Annotated in this window: 18 protein-coding genes and 2 pseudogenes; 12 read left to right on the forward strand and 8 right to left on the reverse strand. The window is 59.3% G+C overall.

Annotated elements, in window-relative coordinates:
• Positions 1-189: 189 nt before the first annotated feature.
• The 4 genes from zwf (at position 190) to ASG55_RS15365 (ending at position 3,783) form a co-directional block, all read left to right on the forward strand.
• Complete coding sequence (gene zwf, locus ASG55_RS15350) at positions 190-1,656, forward strand: glucose-6-phosphate dehydrogenase (RefSeq protein WP_016773537.1); 1,467 nt, start codon at positions 190-192, stop codon at positions 1,654-1,656.
• Positions 1,643-2,356 carry a 6-phosphogluconolactonase gene (gene pgl, locus ASG55_RS15355; protein ID WP_056787964.1) on the forward strand — a complete coding sequence of 238 codons (714 nt, stop codon included), beginning with the start codon at positions 1,643-1,645 and terminating at the stop codon, positions 2,354-2,356. The genes zwf and pgl overlap by 14 nt, the downstream gene beginning before the upstream one ends.
• Before the next feature lie 17 nt (positions 2,357-2,373).
• Entirely contained in the window at positions 2,374-3,039 is a 666-nt protein-coding gene (locus ASG55_RS15360) for a bifunctional 4-hydroxy-2-oxoglutarate aldolase/2-dehydro-3-deoxy-phosphogluconate aldolase (RefSeq protein ID WP_056787965.1), read from the forward strand.
• A gap of 171 nt (positions 3,040-3,210) precedes the next feature.
• The gene (locus ASG55_RS15365; RefSeq protein WP_056787969.1) at positions 3,211-3,783 is read left to right on the forward strand and encodes a hypothetical protein; all 573 of its coding nucleotides are present in this window, start codon (positions 3,211-3,213) and stop codon (positions 3,781-3,783) included.
• Here ASG55_RS15365 and ASG55_RS15370 read toward each other — a convergent pair.
• Together ASG55_RS15370 and ASG55_RS15375 are read right to left on the reverse strand one after the other, a co-directional pair.
• Positions 3,780-4,961, reverse strand: a complete 1,182-nt coding sequence (locus tag ASG55_RS15370) for an aminotransferase class V-fold PLP-dependent enzyme (protein WP_056787971.1) — start codon at positions 4,959-4,961, stop codon at positions 3,780-3,782. The genes ASG55_RS15365 and ASG55_RS15370 overlap by 4 nt on opposite strands.
• Positions 4,962-4,991: 30 nt before the next feature.
• Positions 4,992-5,228 carry a DUF3820 family protein gene (locus tag ASG55_RS15375; protein ID WP_003227425.1) on the reverse strand — a complete coding sequence of 79 codons (237 nt, stop codon included), beginning with the start codon at positions 5,226-5,228 and terminating at the stop codon, positions 4,992-4,994.
• Positions 5,229-5,434: 206 nt separating this feature from the next.
• Here ASG55_RS15375 and ASG55_RS15380 point away from each other — a divergent pair, with 206 nt between their 5' ends.
• The gene (locus ASG55_RS15380; protein WP_042607255.1) at positions 5,435-5,902 is read left to right on the forward strand and encodes a PA2169 family four-helix-bundle protein; all 468 of its coding nucleotides are present in this window, start codon (positions 5,435-5,437) and stop codon (positions 5,900-5,902) included.
• A 267-nt stretch (positions 5,903-6,169) separates the two neighbouring features.
• Here the strand turns inward: ASG55_RS15380 and ASG55_RS15385 are convergent, their stop codons facing one another.
• Together ASG55_RS15385 and ASG55_RS15390 are read right to left on the reverse strand one after the other, a co-directional pair.
• Complete coding sequence (locus ASG55_RS15385) at positions 6,170-6,640, reverse strand: MaoC family dehydratase (RefSeq protein WP_003227420.1); 471 nt, start codon at positions 6,638-6,640, stop codon at positions 6,170-6,172.
• Between the two features lie 43 nt (positions 6,641-6,683).
• Positions 6,684-7,628, reverse strand: a complete 945-nt coding sequence (locus tag ASG55_RS15390; protein WP_056787973.1) for an alpha/beta hydrolase — start codon at positions 7,626-7,628, stop codon at positions 6,684-6,686.
• Between the two features lie 225 nt (positions 7,629-7,853).
• Here ASG55_RS15390 and fadD2 point away from each other — a divergent pair, with 225 nt between their 5' ends.
• Positions 7,854-9,542, forward strand: a complete 1,689-nt coding sequence (gene fadD2, locus ASG55_RS15395; RefSeq protein WP_024014054.1) for a long-chain-fatty-acid--CoA ligase FadD2 — start codon at positions 7,854-7,856, stop codon at positions 9,540-9,542.
• Between the two features lie 348 nt (positions 9,543-9,890).
• Positions 9,891-11,588 (forward strand): long-chain-fatty-acid--CoA ligase FadD1, encoded by a 1,698-nt coding sequence (fadD1, locus tag ASG55_RS15400; protein ID WP_024014053.1) that lies wholly within the window; start codon positions 9,891-9,893, stop codon positions 11,586-11,588.
• A 252-nt stretch (positions 11,589-11,840) separates the two neighbouring features.
• Here the strand turns inward: fadD1 and ASG55_RS15405 are convergent, their stop codons facing one another.
• Positions 11,841-12,218, reverse strand: a complete 378-nt coding sequence (locus ASG55_RS15405; RefSeq protein WP_016775519.1) for a hypothetical protein — start codon at positions 12,216-12,218, stop codon at positions 11,841-11,843.
• A 194-nt stretch (positions 12,219-12,412) separates the two neighbouring features.
• Between ASG55_RS15405 and ASG55_RS15410 the strand changes: the two genes are divergently transcribed.
• The 3 genes from ASG55_RS15410 to def all read left to right on the forward strand — a co-directional run bounded on the left by ASG55_RS15410 (position 12,413) and on the right by def (position 14,260).
• Positions 12,413-12,604: a CsbD family protein gene (locus ASG55_RS15410; RefSeq protein ID WP_041479186.1), complete on the forward strand. Its 192-nt coding sequence runs from the start codon at positions 12,413-12,415 to the stop codon at positions 12,602-12,604.
• Between the two features lie 163 nt (positions 12,605-12,767).
• Entirely contained in the window at positions 12,768-13,724 is a 957-nt protein-coding gene (locus ASG55_RS15415) for a YihY/virulence factor BrkB family protein (RefSeq protein ID WP_041479188.1), read from the forward strand.
• Positions 13,721-14,260 (forward strand): peptide deformylase, encoded by a 540-nt coding sequence (gene def, locus ASG55_RS15420; protein ID WP_056787976.1) that lies wholly within the window; start codon positions 13,721-13,723, stop codon positions 14,258-14,260. Before ASG55_RS15415 ends, def begins: the two co-directional genes overlap by 4 nt.
• Before the next feature lie 115 nt (positions 14,261-14,375).
• On the opposite strand, the gene ASG55_RS15425 is transcribed toward def, so the two are convergent.
• Positions 14,376-14,798, reverse strand: a complete 423-nt coding sequence (locus ASG55_RS15425) for a GNAT family N-acetyltransferase (protein ID WP_056787980.1) — start codon at positions 14,796-14,798, stop codon at positions 14,376-14,378.
• Positions 14,799-15,623: 825 nt separating this feature from the next.
• Between ASG55_RS15425 and ASG55_RS27695 the strand changes: the two are divergent.
• Together ASG55_RS27695 and ASG55_RS27700 are read left to right on the forward strand one after the other, a co-directional pair.
• Positions 15,624-16,292 (forward strand): annotated as a pseudogene (locus tag ASG55_RS27695) (PAS domain-containing protein); the annotation flags it as partial.
• A 120-nt stretch (positions 16,293-16,412) separates the two neighbouring features.
• Positions 16,413-16,838 (forward strand): annotated as a pseudogene (locus tag ASG55_RS27700) (methyl-accepting chemotaxis protein); the annotation flags it as partial.
• 135 nt (positions 16,839-16,973) lie between these two features.
• On the opposite strand, the gene ASG55_RS15435 reads toward ASG55_RS27700, so the two are convergent.
• Positions 16,974-18,398, reverse strand: coding sequence for an MFS transporter (locus ASG55_RS15435; protein ID WP_056787983.1), 1,425 nt, complete (start codon positions 18,396-18,398; stop codon positions 16,974-16,976).
• A 125-nt stretch (positions 18,399-18,523) separates the two neighbouring features.
• Positions 18,524-18,964 (reverse strand): PACE efflux transporter, encoded by a 441-nt coding sequence (locus tag ASG55_RS15440; RefSeq protein WP_041479195.1) that lies wholly within the window; start codon positions 18,962-18,964, stop codon positions 18,524-18,526.
• Between the last annotated feature and the right edge of the window lie 45 nt (positions 18,965-19,009).

Consider the following 19,009-nt stretch of genomic DNA (forward strand, 5'->3'; position numbering starts at 1 on the left):
TTGCGTCGGGCTATGCAAATTGGGCCTTTGATATGGCCCGTGACGGTGGCCTATCCTACTGATGCGTCCGGGCGACCACCACTCGGATTGAGTATTCTGCGAAAATGTTGTGGTTATTACTACATTTTCCCTTGAGTGATGCCTTGAAAAAAGGTATTTGTAGCTTAACTTGATAAAAGAACAAACATCATGCCTTCCATTACGGTTGAACCGTGCACCTTTGCCTTGTTCGGCGCGCTTGGCGATCTGGCCCTGCGCAAGCTGTTTCCTGCCCTGTATCACCTTGACGGTGCCGACCTGCTGCACGAGGACACGCGCATCATTGCGCTGGCCCGTGAGCCCGGCAGCGAGCAGCAGCACATGGCGTTCATCGCCGCCGAATTGCGCCGTTATGTCGGCAAAGAGCTGAACGAAACCGTGGCCGAGCGCTTCCTCGCGCGCCTGACCTATCTGCATGTCGACTTCCTCAAGGCTGAGGATTACGTGGCGCTGGCGGAACTGGCCGGCAGCAGCCAGCGCATGATTGCCTACTTCGCCACCCCGGCGGCGGTGTACGGCGCTATCTGCGAGAACCTCGAGAAAGTCGGTCTGGCCGAAAATACCCGTGTAGTGCTGGAAAAACCGATCGGCTCTGACCTGGAGTCCTCGCGCAAGGTCAACGACGCAGTAGCGCAGTTCTTCCCGGAAGACCGCACCTACCGCATCGACCACTATCTGGGCAAAGAGACCGTTCAGAACCTGATCGCCCTGCGTTTCGCCAACAGCCTGTTCGAAACCCAGTGGAACCAGAATTACATCTCCCACGTGGAAATCACCGTGGCCGAGAAGGTCGGCATCGAAGGCCGTTGGGGCTATTTCGACAAGGCCGGCCAGCTGCGCGACATGATCCAGAATCACCTGTTGCAGCTGCTTTGCCTGATTGCCATGGACCCGCCGGCCGACCTGTCCGCCGACAGCATCCGTGACGAAAAGGTAAAAGTGCTCAAGGCGCTGGCGCCGATCAGTCCGGAAGGCCTGACCACACAAGTGGTGCGCGGCCAGTACATCGCCGGCCACAGCGAAGGCAAATCCGTTCCGGGTTACCTCGAAGAACCGAATTCCAATACCCAGAGCGACACCGAAACCTTCGTCGCCCTGCGTGCCGATATCCGCAACTGGCGCTGGGCCGGCGTGCCGTTCTACCTGCGTACCGGCAAGCGCATGCCGCAAAAGCTGTCGCAGATCGTCATCCACTTCAAGGAACCGTCGCACTACATCTTCGCCCCGGAGCAACGCCTGCAGATCAGCAACAAACTGATCATCCGCCTGCAACCGGACGAAGGCATTTCCTTGCGCGTGATGACCAAAGAGCAGGGCCTGGACAAGGGCATGCAGCTGCGCAGCGGCCCGCTGCAACTGAATTTCTCCGACACCTGGCGTAGCGCGCGGATCCCCGATGCCTACGAGCGGTTGTTGCTGGAAGTGATGAACGGCAATCAGAACCTGTTTGTCCGTAAAGATGAAATCGAAGCCGCGTGGAAATGGTGTGACCAGCTGATCGCCGGGTGGAAGAAATCCGGTGACGCGCCCAAGCCGTATGCGGCCGGGTCGTGGGGGCCGATGAGCTCCATTGCTTTGATCACGCGGGACGGGAGGTCGTGGTATGGCGATATCTGATGTGCAACTGCCGACGGGTGTGACTGCCCGCGAATTCAACAGCCCGGTGCTGCTGGCTGAAGGCCTGGCGCTGAACGTTGCCAAGCAACTGAGCGAGGCCATTGCCGCGCGCGGCAACGCGGTGCTGGTGGTGTCCGGCGGGCGCAGCCCGGTAGCGTTTTTCCAACACCTGGCCAAGCAGGAGCTGGACTGGTCGAAGGTCGTTGTGACCCTGGCCGACGAACGCTGGGTACCGGTGGAACATGCCGACAGCAATGCCGGCCTGCTCAAGCAGTATCTGCTTAAAGGCCCGGCAGCCAAGGCGCAGTTCCTCAGCCTCTACAGCGCGGCGGCCAACGTCGAGCAGGCTGCTGAACAGGCCGATCGTCTGCTCGGCGAACTGCCGCCGATCGACGTGCTGGTGCTGGGCATGGGCGATGACGGCCACACCGCATCGCTGTTCCCCGACAGCCCGAACCTCGCCGAAGCCCTGCAAGCCGATGGCACGCGCCGTTGCTGGCCGATGCTGGCGCCAAGCGTGCCGCGTCAGCGCCTGACCATGAGCCGCGCGCTGCTGGCCTCGGCCCGGCACAAGATTCTGTCGATTTCCGGTCAATCGAAACTGACCACCCTGAATGCCGCGCTGGCATCCGATGACGTTGCGGCCATGCCGGTGCGCGCGTTTCTGCAACCTACGTTAGAGATTTACTGGTGCCCATGAGCCAAGGAACAGCCGCTATGACAACCCCATCCCCGACCGTTTCCATGGCGGACAAAGTTGCCCTGATCGACAGTCTCTGCGCCAAGGCGCGGATCCTGCCGGTGATCACCATCGCTCGCGAACAGGACGTGCTGCCGCTGGCCGACGCCCTCGCCGCCGGTGGCCTGACTGCGCTGGAAGTGACCCTGCGTTCGCAATTCGGCCTCAAGGCCATTCAGATCCTGCGCGAACAGCGCCCGGAGCTGATGACCGGTGCCGGCACCGTGCTCGACCGCAACATGCTCGCAGCGGCGGAAGCGGCAGGCTCGCAGTTCATCGTCACCCCGGGCATCACCCGCGACCTGCTCGAAGCCAGCGTCGACAGCCCGATTCCGCTGTTGCCGGGCATCAGCAACGCCTCGGGGATCATGGAAGGCTACGGTCTGGGCTATCGCCGCTTCAAGCTGTTCCCGGCGGAAGTCAGCGGTGGCGTGGCGGCAATCAAGGCTTTGGGTGGCCCGTTCGGCGAAGTGAAATTCTGCCCGACTGGCGGCGTCGGCCCGGCCAATATCAAGAGCTACATGGCGCTGAAAAACGTCATGTGCGTGGGCGGTAGCTGGATGCTTGATCCGGAGTGGATCAAGAACGGCGACTGGTCCCGCATTCAGGAATGCACTGCCGAAGCCTTGGCGCTGCTGGACTGATCGTTACCCGACACTTCGTTGTGTGCTTTACGGCTTTATGGTGCGCTTGGTCGGCGCACCTTTTTTTTGCGCTGAAAAAAATTGCCGGTACATGCGGCGATACATAGTTACTGCACGCTGACTTTTTCACGGGGTTAATCTGCGTCCATCTTATGGAAGAGAGAACGCCTCATGGACGACCTTCAGTCTCTGACCCTTACGCCACAATCCCGTTATCAACCGAAGCAACTTCCCCTCGGCCGCCCCGCAGCTGAATCTCAAGTGCGCAATATCAGCCAGGGGGTCGAAGGCCTGCCGTTGATCCTGCGTCTGTCGCTGGTCGATGCGATGACCAGCGAGCCGGTCATCGGCGCGCTGGTGCGCATTCAACAGCGCGTCGATGGCGACACCAGCCTGGGCGGCAGTCAATCGACCGACAGCCATGGCATCGTCCGTTTCACCAGTATCTATCCGGACCGACTGGCGCACGGCGCTGCTTGCCTGAAGCTGAACGTATTCATCCCCGGCGACGAAGCAGGAGCGCAAGCTCACCACGAGGCCTGGGCCGGCACCTTGCACGTCCCAGGCCGCTGCGGCTGTGAAGGTGCCGCCGAGGACGCCTTGCAGTTGGTATTGCAGCCGATCGCCGGCGCCGATCTTGAAGACGGTGCCTTCGCCTGCCAGACCCTCGGCATCGACACCTTCGCCGTGTCGTCGCAGCTTGGCCTGGAAGGCTACGAAAAAAACTCCGGAGCGCCGTTCTAGCGCAGTTGGTCCAGCGCCCGAACCAGCTGCTCCATCTCGCCAGCCGTGGTGGTCAGCCCCGGGGTGATGCGAATGCACGGCCCGCACACGGCGCCGGTGCGCACCACGGTGAACAGGTTGAACTCGCTGAGCAGACGCTCGGTCATGGCCTGCTGATCGGCATGCCGGGTGAAGCGCAGCGCGGTGATCCCGCAATACAGTTGCGGGTCGTCCGGCGTCAGCACCTCGATGCCCGGCAGGTGCCGGACCCGGCTGACCCACAGGTTGCGCAGGTAACTCAGACGTGGGCTTTTGGCGGCGGCGCCGCCGAGCGCGTCGTGCTCTTCGAACACCAGCGGCAAAGTCATCAGCGCCGGGATGTTCGGCGTGCTGTACGAGGTGCGCGCGCGGATATCGGTAATCGGGTAATGCATCTCGCCCATGTCCGGATCGATATCAGCCAGACGCTGCGGGGCGATATAGATGAAGCCAAGGGTCAGCGGTGCGCCGATCCATTTGTGCAGGTTGTAACCGGCGAAAGCGATGCCCAACGCTTGCAGGTCGAATTCAATCTGGCCGAGGGCGTGGGCACCGTCGAGGATGATGTCGACGCCATGCTCTTTGGCCAATGCGGCGATGGCCTGCACCGGCATGACCAGACCGGTGCGATGGGTGACGTGGGTCAGGGCCATCAGTTTGAGTTTTGGATGGCTGACGAAAGCCTCGCGGTAGCTTTCCAGCAGGCTGTCGAAACTGGCGGGATGGTGGTGGGCAATTTCGATGACCTCAACGCCACGCTGCTTCGCCAGCCAGCGCATGGCGCCCTTGACCGTGTCGTACTCGAGGTCGCAGATCAGTACCTGATCACCCGGTTGCAGACGATTGTAATTGCGGATCAGCGATTGCAGGCCTTCGGTGGCATTGCGCGTCAGCGCCACGCTTTGCGCGCGCACGCCAATCAGTTCGGCCAGTTGCGCGCGGATCTCAAGGTTGTCGTGCTGTTCAAAGCGCTGGCGTGCATAAATCGAGTTGCTGGCGTTGATCAGCTCGATATTGCGCTGGTACTCCTCGATCACTGTGCGCGACATGCGCCCGAAGTAACCGTTTTCCAGATTGACCGGACCGGGCTGCACATCGTATCGATCGGCAAAGGTTTGCCAGAAGGCTTCGTCACGGGCGCGGCGGGTGTTGTCAGGCATGGTCGGCAAGGCTCAAGAGGGAAGGGCGCGTCAGTGGCGCGGGGCGGGTTTGCCGTGTTTTGCGCGCAGCGGCTCGAGCAGGTCGGACAGGCCGTTATGGTCGATCTCCTGCATCAGCGCCAGCAGGCCACCGAGTTCACCGTGGGGAAAGCCTTCACGGGCAAACCAGTTCAGATAGGGGCCGGGCAGGTCGGCAATGATTCGGCCTTTGTACTTGCCGAAGGGCATTTCGCGGGTAATCAGCAGTTCGAGTTTTTCCGGATTCATCAGCACGCTTCATCGATTCACATCACAGCCTGGAAAATACAGGCATTCTGCATGCAGGCCAAATGACAGATCATGCAAAAAACCAGCATACAGATGGTTCAATCTTTTGTAAGTCACTGAAAAATAAGGTTCTATTATCAATAAGCAAACTGGCACGCACACTGCAATATCCCTTGCATCTTCAACCAACCGCAAGGAATTGGAAAATGACTGACGTAAACAAAGAATCCATCTCGGTACTCAATGACCTGATCGAAACCTCCAAGGACGGTCAGGAAGGTTTCAAGACTTGCGCCGAAGACATCAAGCACCCAGAGCTGAAAAGCCTGTTTGTGACTCGCGCAGCTGATTGCGCCGCTGCCGCAGCTGAGCTGCAAGCGGCCGTTCGTTCGCTGGGCGGCGATCCGGAAACTTCCACCAGCGTGAGCGGTGACCTGCACCGTCGCTGGGTCGACGTGAAAGCCATGTTCACCGGCAAAGACGAAGAGGCTGTGCTGAACGAAGCCGAGCGCGGTGAAGACCATGCCCTGAAGGCTTACAAAGAAGCGCTGGAAAAAATCACCAAGCACAATCTGGTGGGTATTCGTGACCTGGTTGAGCGTCAGTACCACGGCGTACAACGCAACCACGACCAGGTGAAAGCCCTGCGTAATCAGGCTCGTGCGAACTCGTAAGAGTTAGTCGGCTGAAAAAAAACGCCAGCTTGTCTGGCGTTTTTTTGTGCCTGGCGAAAAGCCCCTCACCCTAGCCATCCCGAAACGTCGGACCGCCCGGAGGGAGAGGGGACTGACCGAGGTGTTCTTGAAAGTTACAGCGATGTGAAATATCCAGTCGAACTCAGGATTTGGAAAGCCAGGAAATCGGCTCCCTTTCCCCCTCGCCCCCGTGGGGGAGAGGGTTGGGGTGAGGGGGCAGCAATCTACCTGACACCCTACAATCCATCAGCCGATACTGATCGCCGGCAATGTCGGCAACGTCACCGTCTGCTGTTTACGTGGCGCGAGAATCTCCGCCTCGCCATCCACCACCAACTCATCACGCTGATTGAATACGCGAGTGGCAATGCGCACGCGGAATTTCGGCAGTTTCTCGAGAATTTCCAGGCGCACTGTCAGCGTGTCGCCGATCTTCACCGGCTTCTGAAAGCTCATCTGCTGACCGATGTAAATGGTGCCCGGCCCAGGCAATTCACAGGCCACCGCTGCACTGATCAGCGCACCGCTGAACATGCCGTGGGCGATGCGTTCCTTGAACATGCTGGCGGCGGCAAATTCGGCGTCCAGATGCACCGGGTTGTGGTCGCCTGACATCGCGGCGAACAGCTGAATGTCGCGCTCTTCGACAGTCTTGCTGTAGCTGGCGGTCTGGCCGACTTCGAGGGCTTCGTAAGGGATGTTGGTAACCTGGGTCATCGGTTTCGATTCCTGTGACGGATTTCAGTCAATCCACAAAAAATTATTCGCTGCGCTGCGGGCGCCGGTGGCTCAGGGCTTGGTCGATCCAGGCGAGCACATCGGTGGTCACTTCGTCGCGATTACTTTCATTGAACAATTCGTGCCGGGCCTGCGGGTAGATCTTCAGTTGCAGGTGCTGGCTGCCGGCCCTGCGCAAGGCATTGGCCAGATCTGTCAGACGCTTGCCCTCGCTCACCGGATCACATTCGCCACCAATCACCAGCAGCGGCAGGCCCGGATCGATCTGCGCGAGATTGGACGCTTTGCTGATTTGCTGCAACCCGCCGAGCAGGTCGACCCACAGCTGATTGGTGCAGCGAAAGCCGCACAACGGGTCGGCGGCGTACTTGTCGACTTCGGCCGGATCACGGCTCAGCCAGTCGAAACGGGTGCGCACCGGTTTGAATTTATTGTTGAACGAGCCGAACGACAGCCACTCGATCAACGCACTGCGGCCCTTGCCGCCCTGGCGCAGTTTTTCCAGCCGGGCTATTTGCCGCGCGATGCGATAGAGGGCCACCGGCTGGAAATTCGAGCCGCTGAGAATCGCCCCGTGCAGACTGGCGCTGTGGTGCAACAAATAGCCTTGGGCGATGTAGCTGCCCATGCTGTGGCCGAGCAGGATGATCGGCACGCCGGGATGTTGCTGGCCGATGTGCTGGTTGAGGCTGGCCAGATCGCCAACGACCTTGCACCAGCCGTCGTCATCGGCGAAATGGCCAAGGGTGCCGTTGTCGGCGGTGCGACCATGGCCGCGCAGATCCGGGGCGTACACGCCATAGTCTTTGTCGCAAAACGTGTCGGCGAGCCGCATGTAGCGAGCGCTGTGTTCGGCCATGCCATGGGCCAGCAGAATCACCGCTTTCAATGGCGTGGCCGGCAGCCAGCGGTTGACGTACAGGCGGCTGCGGTCACTCGCGTCCAGCCAGAAGGTGTCGTGGGTCATGGCGATTCCTTTGCTCTGCATCGCCACAGTGTATAGCGCGTCTGATCAGCTCACGCCACGGCAGGAAGATTCACGGGATCAATGAGGGCTTGCGTCATATTTGCCTCAATGGCCATAGCTGCTAGTGTCCGTGAAGCTCCGCTTTGTGCTTTTCGCCTTCCATGGACGAAGCAGAAACGACAGAAAGCGGCTCCCGGATCGGCTCAGGTAAAGAGGACAAGAACAATGCAACCTGATTTCTGGAATGACAAACGCCCGGCCGGCGTACCGCTGGACATCGACATGGGCGAGTTCAAGTCGGTCATCGAAGTGTTTGAGCGTTCCTGCAAGAAGTTCGCTGACCGCCCGGCGTTCAGCAGCATGGGCATCACCCTGACCTACGCCGAACTCGAACGCCAGAGCGCGGCGTTCGCCGGTTACCTGCAGGCCCATACCGATCTGGTGCCGGGGGATCGCATTGCGGTGCAGATGCCCAACGTCCTGCATTATCCGATTGCCGTGTTCGGCGCGCTGCGCGCCGGGCTGATCGTGGTCAACACCAACCCGCTCTATACGCCGCGCGAGATGCGCCACCAGTTCAAGGATTCCGGCGCACGCGCGCTGGTCTACCTGAATCTGTTCGGGCAGAAAGTCCAGGAAGTGCTGCCCGACACCGACATCCAATATTTGATCGAAGCGAAGATGGGCGACCTGATGCCCACCGCCAAAGGCTGGCTGGTCAACACCGTGGTCAGCAAAGTGAAGAAACTGGTTCCCGAGTATTCGCTGCCGCAAGCGACCTCGTTCAAAAGCGCGCTGCGCATGGGGCGTGGTCTGGGCATCAAGCCGCTGAACGTCGGCCTCGATGACATCGCCGTGCTGCAATACACCGGCGGCACTACCGGCCTGGCCAAGGGCGCGATGCTCACCCACGGCAATCTGGTGGCGAACATGCAGCAGGTGCGCGCCTGTCTGGCTCAGCTCGGCCCGGACGGTCAACCGCTGTTGCGCGAAGGCCAGGAGGTGATGATTGCGCCGCTGCCGCTGTACCACATCTATGCCTTCACTGCGAATTGCATGTGCATGATGGTCTCGGGCAACCACAACGTGCTGATCTCCAATCCTCGCGACATTGCCGGCTTCATCAAGGAACTGAAAAACTGGCGTTTCTCGGCGCTGCTGGGTTTGAACACCTTGTTCGTTGCGCTGATGGATCATCCCGATTTCAAGACCCTGGACTTCTCCAGCCTGAAGCTGACCAACTCCGGCGGCACCGCGCTGGTCAAGGCCACCGCCGAGCGCTGGGAGCAGATGACCGGTTGCCGTATCACCGAAGGCTACGGCCTGACCGAAACCTCGCCAGTGGCCTGCACCAACCCCTACGGCGACCAGTCGCGCCTGGGCACTGTAGGCCTGCCGGTGCCGGGCACGCTGGTGAAAATCATCAACGATGACGGCGTCGAACAGCCGCTGGGCGAGCGCGGCGAACTGTGCATCAAAGGTCCGCAGATCATGAAGGGCTACTGGAACAAACCCGAAGCCACCGCCGAAGTGCTGGACGCCGAGGGCTGGTTCAAGTCCGGCGATATCGCCGTGATCGACCCGGACGGTTTCGTGCGCATCGTCGATCGCAAGAAGGACATGATCATCGTCTCCGGCTTCAACGTTTATCCCAACGAAATCGAAGACGTGGTCATGGCCCACCCGAAAGTCGCTAACTGCGCGGTCATCGGCGTGCCGGACGAGCGTTCGGGAGAGGCGGTGAAGCTGTTTGTGGTGGCGCGGGAGAGCGGGGTCAGCCTGGAAGAGCTGAAGGCTTACTGCAAAGAGAATTTCACGGCCTACAAGGTGCCGAAACACATCGTGTTGCGTGAGTCGTTGCCGATGACGCCTGTAGGGAAAATTCTGCGGCGCGAGTTGCGGGATATCGCATAAAGGTTACGAGCGAAAAGATCGCAGCCTTCGGCAGCTCCTACAGGAAACGCATTCCAAATGTAGGAGCTGCCGAAGGCTGCGTTCTTTTGCTTTTACACCCCATGACTACGGGGCTTTCACAGGGTAATAGGATTTTTGCTCTAAAATGACCGCTGGCAAGTCTTGAGTCATCAATATGACTGTAGGGGCCTCTTTTGGCTCTGGTCGACCCTTGGCAAAGCTGCTACTCTCGGCGCGCTTTGTGACTTCTCGGCATGTAAAACGCCGGATTCACCAATACAAAACACACACCAATAATAATCGCATCAAATGCGGTGAAGAATTCGCGTTGCTGAGGAGTGGGCTTCCATGATCGAAGACTTTTGGAAGGATAAGTACCCGGCTGGAATCGCAGCCGAGATCAATCCAGACGAGTATCCGAACATTCAGGCAGTGTTGAAGCAATCCTGCCAACGCTTCGCCAACAAACCGGCTTTCAGCAACCTCGGCAAGACAATCACCTACGGTGAGCTGTACGAGCTGTCCGGGGCCTTTGCCGCGTATCTGCAACAGCATACCGACTTGCAGCCCGGTGATCGAATCGCCGTGCAACTGCCCAACGTCCTGCAGTACCCGGTCGCGGTCTTCGGTGCCATTCGCGCCGGGCTGATCGTGGTCAACACCAACCCGCTGTACACCGCGCGGGAAATGGAACACCAATTCAACGACTCCGGCGCCAAAGCCCTGGTGTGCCTGGCGAACATGGCGCACCTGGCCGAAGCCGTGGTGCCGAAGACCGGCGTCAAGCACGTCATCGTCACCGAAGTCGCCGACTTGCTGCCGCCGATCAAGCGCCTGCTGATCAACAGCGTCATCAAGTACGTGAAGAAAATGGTCCCGGCCTATCACCTGCCCAAAGCCATCAAGTTCAACGACGTTCTGAGCAAGGGCCACGGCCAGCCAGTGGCCGAAGCCAACCCGGACAGCGGCGATGTCGCGGTGCTGCAATACACCGGCGGCACCACCGGCGTGGCCAAGGGCGCGATGCTCACGCACCGCAACCTGGTCGCCAACATGCTGCAATGCAAGGCGCTGATGGGCTCCAACCTCAACGAAGGCTGCGAGATCCTGATCACGCCGCTGCCGCTGTATCACATCTATGCGTTCACCTTTCATTGCATGGCGATGATGCTGATCGGCAACCACAACATCCTGATCAGCAACCCGCGCGACCTGCCGGCGATGGTCAAGGAACTGTCGAAGTGGAAGTTCAGCGGTTTCGTCGGTCTGAACACGCTGTTCGTGGCACTGTGCAACAACGAAGGTTTCCGCAAGCTGGATTTCTCCGCGCTGAAAGTTACCCTGTCCGGCGGCATGGCCCTGCAACTGGCGGCGGCCGAGCGCTGGAAAGCCGTGACCGGTTGCGCCATCTGCGAAGGCTACGGCATGACCGAAACCAGCCCGGTGGCCACGGTCAACCCGATCCAGCACATCCAGATCGGCACCATCGGCATTCCGGTGCCGTCGACCCTGTGCAAAGTCATCGACGATGCCGGTGTCGAGCAGCCGCTGGGCGAAATCGGCGAGCTGTGCGTCAAAGGCCCGCAAGTGATGAAGGGCTACTGGCAGCGTCAGGAAGCCACCGATGAAATGCTCGACAGCGACGGCTGGCTGAAAACCGGTGACATCGCGCTGATCCAGCCGGACGGCTACATGCGCATCGTCGATCGCAAGAAAGACATGATTCTGGTGTCTGGCTTCAACGTCTATCCGAACGAACTGGAAGACGTGCTGGCGACTTTGCCGGGCGTGTTGCAGTGCGCGGCGATCGGTGTGCCGGACGAGAAATCGGGTGAGGCGATCAAGATTTTCATCGTCGCCAAACCGGGCGTGACCCTGACCAAAGAGCAGGTCATGGACCACATGCGCGCCAACGTTACCGGCTACAAAGTGCCGCGCTCGGTGGAATTCCGCGATGCGCTGCCGACCACCAACGTCGGCAAGATCCTGCGCCGCGAATTGCGGGATGAAGAACTGAAGAAGATCAAGGCCAAGTCTGCCGCGTAAATAAAAAGCCCCGCAGATGCGGGGCTTTTTGTTGGGAAAGATTGGTGATTTGCAGCGTCTGGTAAATTCTACCCCCTCACCCCAACCCTCTCCCCCAAGGGGGCGAGGGGGAAGGGAGCCGATCTTCAAGCTTTTCAGAACCTGAGTTCGGCTCGATATTTCAGGTCGGCGTATTCCGTAAGAACAACCCGGTCGGTCCCCTCTCCCTCTGGGAGAGGGCTAGGGTGAGGGGAAGGGCTGACGCCACAAATCCTACTGACGAAACGGCGCAAAATTCACGTTGGTCCCCGCCGGACGCATGTCCTGCAGGTACGAATCCTTGTCCGCACTCAATTCCAGGCTCAGCGCCGCCTTGCGTTTGCCTTCATTGCGAATCACCAGGCCTTCGAGCTTTTCGCGCAGGAACACCGTCGGCACTTTCAGGTGCAGCAACTCATCGGTGGCCGGGGTGTGCAGCAGCAAGTGAATCCACTCGTACTGACCGATGGCCAGACGCGACACCGGCAGGTCGAACCACCAGATATTGCGGTTGCGGTTCAGTTCGGCGAAGTGGCAGTTGTTGGTGCCGAGCACGGCGCCGCCCAGTTCCTGGTTGCGACGGGCGATGGCCTGGGTTTTATTGAGCTTCATGACATTCCTGCGAATCGGTGTGCCGGGCTCAGCGCCCGTAGGCTGAGCATTCTCGGGGCAACGCCGGCAAACATAAAGCGCAACCTGCGCGCCACGACGAAATGCCGGCAAAATAAATGAAACTCGGCGCAAAGCGCACCGGTCAATCGTTACGTAATGACTTTTCTTCCCTATATGCATCACGGAGAAACACCATGAGTAGCACAGGCGATAAAGTAAAAGGCATGGCCAACGAAGCCGTCGGTAACGTCAAGCAAGGCGTCGGCAAGGTCACTGACAACGACAAGCTGCGCGCCGAAGGCAAGGTTCAAGAGAAAAAAGGCGAAGCCCAGCAAGCGGTTGGCAACGCCAAGGACGCTGTGAAAAAAGGCGTCGACAAGGCGTAAGCGAGCCTTGAACGAATCACACGAGCGGCCATCCAAGGATGGCCGTTTTTGTATCAGAACCCTGCGGTCATCCGCCAAAGGATCGCCAAGTAGGCTACCTTGAGGTAAAAAACGGCCCCTGAGTCGCCACGACTTCAACCTTTTGCGGCGCAAGGAGACGCGAATGATATTTCCGGACATGAAAGGTCTGCCCCTGCACCGGGTGATGGTGCGCACGGTCACTGAGTTCGTCGATGACGAAATGTCGACCTACGCCTCGGCGCTGGCCTACCAGATGCTGTTCTCGCTGTTTCCGTTCATTCTTTTCCTGATTGCCCTGATCGGTTTCCTGCACCTGCCAGACTTCTTTTCCTGGCTGCGTCTGCAATCTGAACTGGTGCTGCCACCGCAGGCACTGGAGCAGGTCAACCCGGTGATCGACCAGTTGCAGCAATCCAAGGGTGGCCTGCTGTCCATCGGTATCGTTATTGCGCTGTACACCGCGTCCGCCGGCGTGCGCCTGATGATGAGCGCAATGAATGCCGCCTACGACGTGGTCGAAGGCCGGCCGATCTGGAAGCGCTTCCCGTTGTCGATCGTCTACACCGTCGGCATCGCCGGCATGCTGCTGATCGCCGCTGCGCTGATGGTGCTCGGGCCGCAGGTGATGGGCTGGATTGCCGCACAAGTGGGGCTGGAATACTTCATCGTCACGGTGTGGACGATCGCCCGCTGGCCGGTGATCGTGATTCTGATGATGGTCGCGGTGGCGCTGATCTATTACGTGATGCCCGACGTCAAACAGGAATTCCGTTTTATCACCCCAGGTTCGGTGCTGGCTGTGGTGGTGTGGATCCTCGCCTCGCTGGGTTTTGCCTTCTACGTGAAAACCTTCGCCAACTACAACGCGATGTATGGCAGCATCGGGGCGATCATCGTGCTCTTGCTGTATTTCTACATTTCCTCCGCAGTCCTGTTGCTCGGCGCGGAAATGAATGCAGTGATCGAGCACATGTCCGCCGAAGGCAAGGAAAAGGGCGAAAAAGCCCCTGGCGAGCCTGACGAATCCCCCAAACAACACGTCTCGGGCCTGGGCCGCGATCATTCGCTCAAGCCGGACACTGATGAAGCGCGACCATGATTCGTGAAATTCTGAAAATGGGTGACGAGCGCCTGCTGCGCATCGCCGCGCCGGTAGCACCGGAAATGTTCAACAGCGCCGAGCTCTGGCAACTGATCGATGACATGTTCCAGACCATGGAAAGCGTCGGCGGCGTTGGCCTCGCGGCACCGCAGATCGGCGTCGACCTGCAACTGGTGATCTTCGGCTTCGAACACAGCGAGCGTTACCCGGACGCCGAAGCAGTGCCGCAGACGATCCTGATCAATCCGCTGATCACACCGTTGAATCCGTTGATGGAAGAGGGCTTTGAGGGTTGTCTCTCGGTGCCGGGCCTGCGCGGCGCGGTGGAGCGTTATCAGCAGATTCGCTACGAAGGCTTTGATCCGAAGGGCGAGCCGATTGTGCGAGTGGCCTCGGGGTTTCATGCACGGGTGGTGCAGCATGAATGCGATCACCTGATCGGCCGGCTGTATCCGTCGCGGATTACCGATTTCAGCAAGTTCGGCTTTACCGAAGTGCTGTTTCCGGATCTTGATCCCAACGCTGACGACTGATTGTCAGAACACCATCAACCCCTGTGGGAGCGAGCCTGCTCGCGAACGCGGAGTATCAGAACCAAATTCGGCGCTGACACACCGCATTCGCGAGCAGGCTCGCTCCCACAGGGTTTCAGCGTAAATCTGCGGGATTGAGTCCCATCGCAATCATCGGCTTGCTCCGCGCGTACCGGCTCAACCGCTCGGCCATCGCCTGCGGCAGTGGCGGATCGAAGCTGAACCCACGCCGCTCATAAAACCCGCGCAAATCCGGATGGCAAAACAGCCACACCGGCTCGTCCACCTGGGCAACCGCCGCTGCGATCAACTGCGCAGCGACACCTTGTTCCCGACACTGCGGATCAACAAACAACCCCGTCAGCCAGTGTCCGCCCGAGACTGGCCGCAGGCACAGCGCCGCAACGATCTCGCCGCGCCTTGCAACCCACAGTTGCGCCTCGCGCACGGCTTTCATCGACGACTGGTGGCTGCGGTAGAACTTGTTCATCAGCGGCCACAACGATTCGTCGAGCTGGCTGTAGTGGATGTCGGACATGATTCGGGCTGTCGCTGCGAAAAGCGCCGATTATAAAAGAACGCGCGCTTCGGGATAGGTGTATACCTGAACTCACACCCCTGTGAGTGGAGTACCGATCATGTCCAAAGGTATGGATTCAAAGAAAGCCGCGAAGAAAAAGCCGGCCAAGACCGCGATTGAAAAACGCGCGGAGAAGAAAGCCAAGAAGGTCGATATTTTCGGCCATTGATCAAACCATGCGGAAGCCCGGTTCACGGGCTCCCGCCTCGCTGGCGAAAACGTCCGTTTTCACCGCACTGTTTCCCTGCGCTGAACCGTTTCTTGTGCAAAAAGTGCCAGATACTGGCCGACTAGTGGCCTTGCGCCCGGCGTCCCGGTGGCTATGCTTGCAGGTAACTAACCATGTCGACCGTCATGCCAACAGGCCGACGGCACAGGTTGGTCCGTGATTCATGCTGCCAGAGTGCGCAATTCAAGGCACCAACACTGAACCAACAAGGAGCGTCACTTAAATGGAAGTTCTTCTACGCGTTAGGGCTGGCCCGCATGCGGGCTATCAAGAAAAGGATGTCTTGATCAGAGCGTCGCTGCACGACGCATCCGATTGATCATCATTTATCACCTGACAACTTCCTCCCGTGGGGGAAGACGTGTGCCTGTTCTGTGGAACGTAGTGATGGATCTTGCAAGACCTGAACTTTCATCAAATCAAAAGAACGCGCGGAAGGTGATACAACCATGTTCAACCTACATCACAAGGCTGACCTGCGGGAAATCGAGCGCTTCAGCTGTGCGCTGACTGAGGCCAACGCGAAAATCGAAGCGATCAGCCGCTCGATGGCGATGATCGAGTTCACTCCGGACGGCATCGTTCTCGACGCCAACGAGAACTTCTGCAAGACCATGGGCTACAGCGCCGAAGAAGTGCGCGGCAAACACCATCGGATCTTCTGCGAAGAAAGCTTTTATCGCAGCGAGGACTACGCGAAGTTGTGGCGCGACCTGGCCCGTGGTGAACCGCTCAGCGGCACTTTCCTGCGTCTGAACAAGAGTGGCCGGGAGATCTGGCTTGAAGCCAGTTACATGCCGGTATTCGGTCCCGACAAACAGGTCAGAAGTGTGATCAAGGTTGCGGCGGACATCACCGCACGCATCAACAAAGAACATGAAGAAGAAGCCATGCTCGCGGCGATCGGCCGTTCCATGGCGGTGATCGAGTTCACCCCCGAAGGCAATGTCATCCGCGCCAACGACAACTTTTTGCAGACCATGCAGTACGCGCACCCAGAAATTGTCGGCCAGCACCACAGCCTGTTCTGTCACCGCGCCGAAGCCGAATCCGCGCAGTACAAGGCGTTCTGGGCTTCGCTCAATCGCGGCGAATATCACTCGCACCGTTTCGAGCGCAAGAACAAGTCCGGGCAGATGGTTTATCTGGAGGCTTCGTATAACCCGCTGTTCGACGCCAAGGGCCGCTTGTACAAAGTGGTCAAGTTCGCCAGCGACATCACTCGGCAAATGACCACTCTGCAGAACGCTGCGGAATCGGCCCACAGTACCTCGGTGCAAAACGACGCCTGCGCGCAGAAAGGCTCACAGGTGGTGCAGCAGACCGTGCAGATCATTCAGGACATTTCCCGCGATCTGAATGAAGCGGCGGTGAGCATCGATGCGGTCAGCAAACAGTCGGACATCATCGGCACCATCGTCCAGACCATTCGCGGCATTGCCGATCAGACCAATTTGCTGGCGCTCAACGCCGCGATCGAAGCCGCGCGTGCCGGTGAGCATGGACGCGGTTTTGCCGTCGTCGCCGATGAGGTACGCAGCCTCGCCGCGCGGACCAGTCAGGCCACTCTGGAAATTGTCGACGTGGTGCGCAAGAACCACGACCTGTCGCTGAGCGCAGTGTCGAGCATGCAGTCGAGTCTGAGCCGAACCGGGCTGGGCGTGGAACTGGCCAACGAAGCGGGTGAGGTGATCCTCGAGATTCAGCAAGGCTCGCGGCATGTGGTGGATGCGATCAGTCAGTTCAATGAAACCCTGCAATTGAACTGAGCTGTTTCAACGTCACCAATAACCAATGTGGGAGCGAGCCTGCTCGCGAAAACGTTATGTCAGCCAGCACATGCCTTTCTGACACGACGCCTTCGCGAGCAGACTCGCTCCCACGGGTGAGTCCTGTGGTGGCCGTCAGCGATGCGCAATGTTCTCCAGCGCCAGATTACGCGTACGCGGGCCGAACCAGCCGATGGTCAGCATCACGATCAGCATGCTGCTGACGATGAACGCCAGTACCCCCGGCGTGCCGAAGTTATCCAGGAACATGCCGATCAGCAGACTGCTGAACACCGTCGACAAGCGACTGAACGAATAGCAGAACCCGACCGCGCGGGCGCGGATGTTGGTCGGGAACAGCTCGCTTTGATAGGAGTGATAACTGAAGCTCAGCCAGGCGTTGCAGAAGGTGATCATCACCCCGCAGAAAATCAGCCCGAAGGCGCTGGTCTGCAGGGCGAACAGGGTGCCGAAGGTCATCGCGCCGAGCGCCGAGCCGACGATTTGCCATTTGTTCTCGAAACGGTTGGCGAACTTCACGAACAGCAACGGCCCGAGCGGGTAGGCGAGGGTGATGATGAACGCATACATCAGACTGTGGGTGACGCTCACGCCCTGGCCGGAAAGCAGCGCCGGCAACCAGTTGCCGAAACCGAAGAAACCGATCGCCTGAAAGATATGAAAAACGATCAGCATCAACGCGCGGCGGCGGTAGGGCGGCTGCCAGATATCGGCGAAGCGGCCCTTGCCTTCGACATCCACAGGCACCGGTTCCGGCGTATCCAGCGCTTTGCCGTGATCCTTGGCGCAGCGCGCTTCGAGGTTATCGAGGATGCGGTTGGCCTCGTCAAAACGGCCATGCTGCGCCAGCCAGCGCGGCGATTCCGGCAGACGCTTGCGCAGCCACCAGATAAACAGCGCAAACACCGCGCTGGCCAGCACCACCCAACGCCAGCCGGACACCCCGAACGGCGCTTGCGGCACCAGCCACCACGACATCAAGGCCACCGCCGGCACCGAGAGGAACTGCACGAAAAACGCAAAGGCGAACGCCGAGCTGCGCATGCGTTTAGGGACCAGTTCCGAGAGGTAGGCATCGATCGTCACCAATTCGATACCTAAGCCGATGCCGACCAGAAAACGCATGCCGATGATGCCCAGCGCCGAGGTCTGAATCCCCATCAGCACTGTCGCCACCGTGTACCAGATCAGCGCGAAGGTGAAGATTGCCCGGCGACCGAAACGATCCGCCAACGGACTGAGCAGACTGGCGCCGAGGAACAGGCCGAGGAACGTCGCCGAGGCGAACGCCGCCTGATCGGAGAAGCCGAACACCCCCTGACTGCCAGTGGCGAACAGGCCGTCGCGAATCAGCCCGGGACTGATGTAGGCGGTCTGGAACAGATCGTAGAGTTCGAAAAATCCGCCGATCGACAGCAGCGCCACCAGACGCCAGATGGTGGCAACGGCGGGCAGCCGATCGATGCGGGCGGAAATTTCGGCGGCGCGTACCGGGTCGATGCCGTCACTGTGCGCGGCGGCGGAAGCGTGAGCAGTCATAAGCTGATCCATTTTTTATTGATGGAAAAGCTTAGCCTGCTATCGGAATTGATGGATTGTGAATATCAGCGGTTTACCCGGTCAAACCGCTGATTTCTCGCAATATCTGCTTACGAATTAGCGATTTATGCCGCAGCGGCAGAATCCGGCAGCGCCGAGTTCGGCAGGCCGAAGATCCGGTCGAACAGCCAGTTGAACACGAAGGTGTAGCACGGGATGAAAATGATCAGTGCCAGATCCAGCAGGAACGCCTGCACCAGACTGATGTTCATCCACCACGCGATCAACGGAATCAGAAACACGATCAGCGTCAGTTGAAAGCCGACGGCGTGGGCGATGCGCCGTTTGACCGTACGGGTGCGCGAGATCTGGCGACTTTCCCAGCGCTCGAACAACGAGGTGTAAATGAAATTCCAGGTCACGGCGATACTGGTGATGATCACCGCCAGCGGCCCGGTGCTGCCAGGAGATGTGCCCGAGAGCAACGCCAGACCGAGGGCCGAGAAGGTCATGCCGATCACTTCGTAGAGCGACACGTAGACCAGTTTGCGTTTCACGCCTTGCATGCAGATTTGCCTCTTTCTTGCCGAATGTTGGCCAGCGGGGCTGGC

Origin of the sequence: Pseudomonas sp. Leaf434 (assembly GCF_001425545.1) — a bacterium.
GTDB lineage: Bacteria > Pseudomonadota > Gammaproteobacteria > Pseudomonadales > Pseudomonadaceae > Aquipseudomonas > Aquipseudomonas siliginis.

Excerpts from the sequence above, each read along its gene's own strand:
- zwf (WP_016773537.1), top strand. The coding sequence starts at position 190 with ATGCCTTCCATTACGGTTGAACCGTGCACCTTTGCCTTGTTCGGCGCG.
- pgl (WP_056787964.1), top strand. The coding sequence starts at position 1,643 with ATGGCGATATCTGATGTGCAACTGCCGACGGGTGTGACTGCCCGCGAA.
- ASG55_RS15360 (WP_056787965.1), top strand. The coding sequence starts at position 2,374 with ATGACAACCCCATCCCCGACCGTTTCCATGGCGGACAAAGTTGCCCTG.
- ASG55_RS15365 (WP_056787969.1), top strand. The coding sequence starts at position 3,211 with ATGGACGACCTTCAGTCTCTGACCCTTACGCCACAATCCCGTTATCAA.
- ASG55_RS15370 (WP_056787971.1), bottom strand. The coding sequence starts at position 4,961 with ATGCCTGACAACACCCGCCGCGCCCGTGACGAAGCCTTCTGGCAAACC.
- ASG55_RS15375 (WP_003227425.1), bottom strand. The coding sequence starts at position 5,228 with ATGAATCCGGAAAAACTCGAACTGCTGATTACCCGCGAAATGCCCTTC.
- ASG55_RS15380 (WP_042607255.1), top strand. The coding sequence starts at position 5,435 with ATGACTGACGTAAACAAAGAATCCATCTCGGTACTCAATGACCTGATC.
- ASG55_RS15385 (WP_003227420.1), bottom strand. The coding sequence starts at position 6,640 with ATGACCCAGGTTACCAACATCCCTTACGAAGCCCTCGAAGTCGGCCAG.
- ASG55_RS15390 (WP_056787973.1), bottom strand. The coding sequence starts at position 7,628 with ATGACCCACGACACCTTCTGGCTGGACGCGAGTGACCGCAGCCGCCTG.
- fadD2 (WP_024014054.1), top strand. The coding sequence starts at position 7,854 with ATGCAACCTGATTTCTGGAATGACAAACGCCCGGCCGGCGTACCGCTG.
- fadD1 (WP_024014053.1), top strand. The coding sequence starts at position 9,891 with ATGATCGAAGACTTTTGGAAGGATAAGTACCCGGCTGGAATCGCAGCC.
- ASG55_RS15405 (WP_016775519.1), bottom strand. The coding sequence starts at position 12,218 with ATGAAGCTCAATAAAACCCAGGCCATCGCCCGTCGCAACCAGGAACTG.
- ASG55_RS15410 (WP_041479186.1), top strand. The coding sequence starts at position 12,413 with ATGAGTAGCACAGGCGATAAAGTAAAAGGCATGGCCAACGAAGCCGTC.
- ASG55_RS15415 (WP_041479188.1), top strand. The coding sequence starts at position 12,768 with ATGATATTTCCGGACATGAAAGGTCTGCCCCTGCACCGGGTGATGGTG.
- def (WP_056787976.1), top strand. The coding sequence starts at position 13,721 with ATGATTCGTGAAATTCTGAAAATGGGTGACGAGCGCCTGCTGCGCATC.
- ASG55_RS15425 (WP_056787980.1), bottom strand. The coding sequence starts at position 14,798 with ATGTCCGACATCCACTACAGCCAGCTCGACGAATCGTTGTGGCCGCTG.
- ASG55_RS15435 (WP_056787983.1), bottom strand. The coding sequence starts at position 18,398 with ATGACTGCTCACGCTTCCGCCGCCGCGCACAGTGACGGCATCGACCCG.
- ASG55_RS15440 (WP_041479195.1), bottom strand. The coding sequence starts at position 18,964 with ATGCAAGGCGTGAAACGCAAACTGGTCTACGTGTCGCTCTACGAAGTG.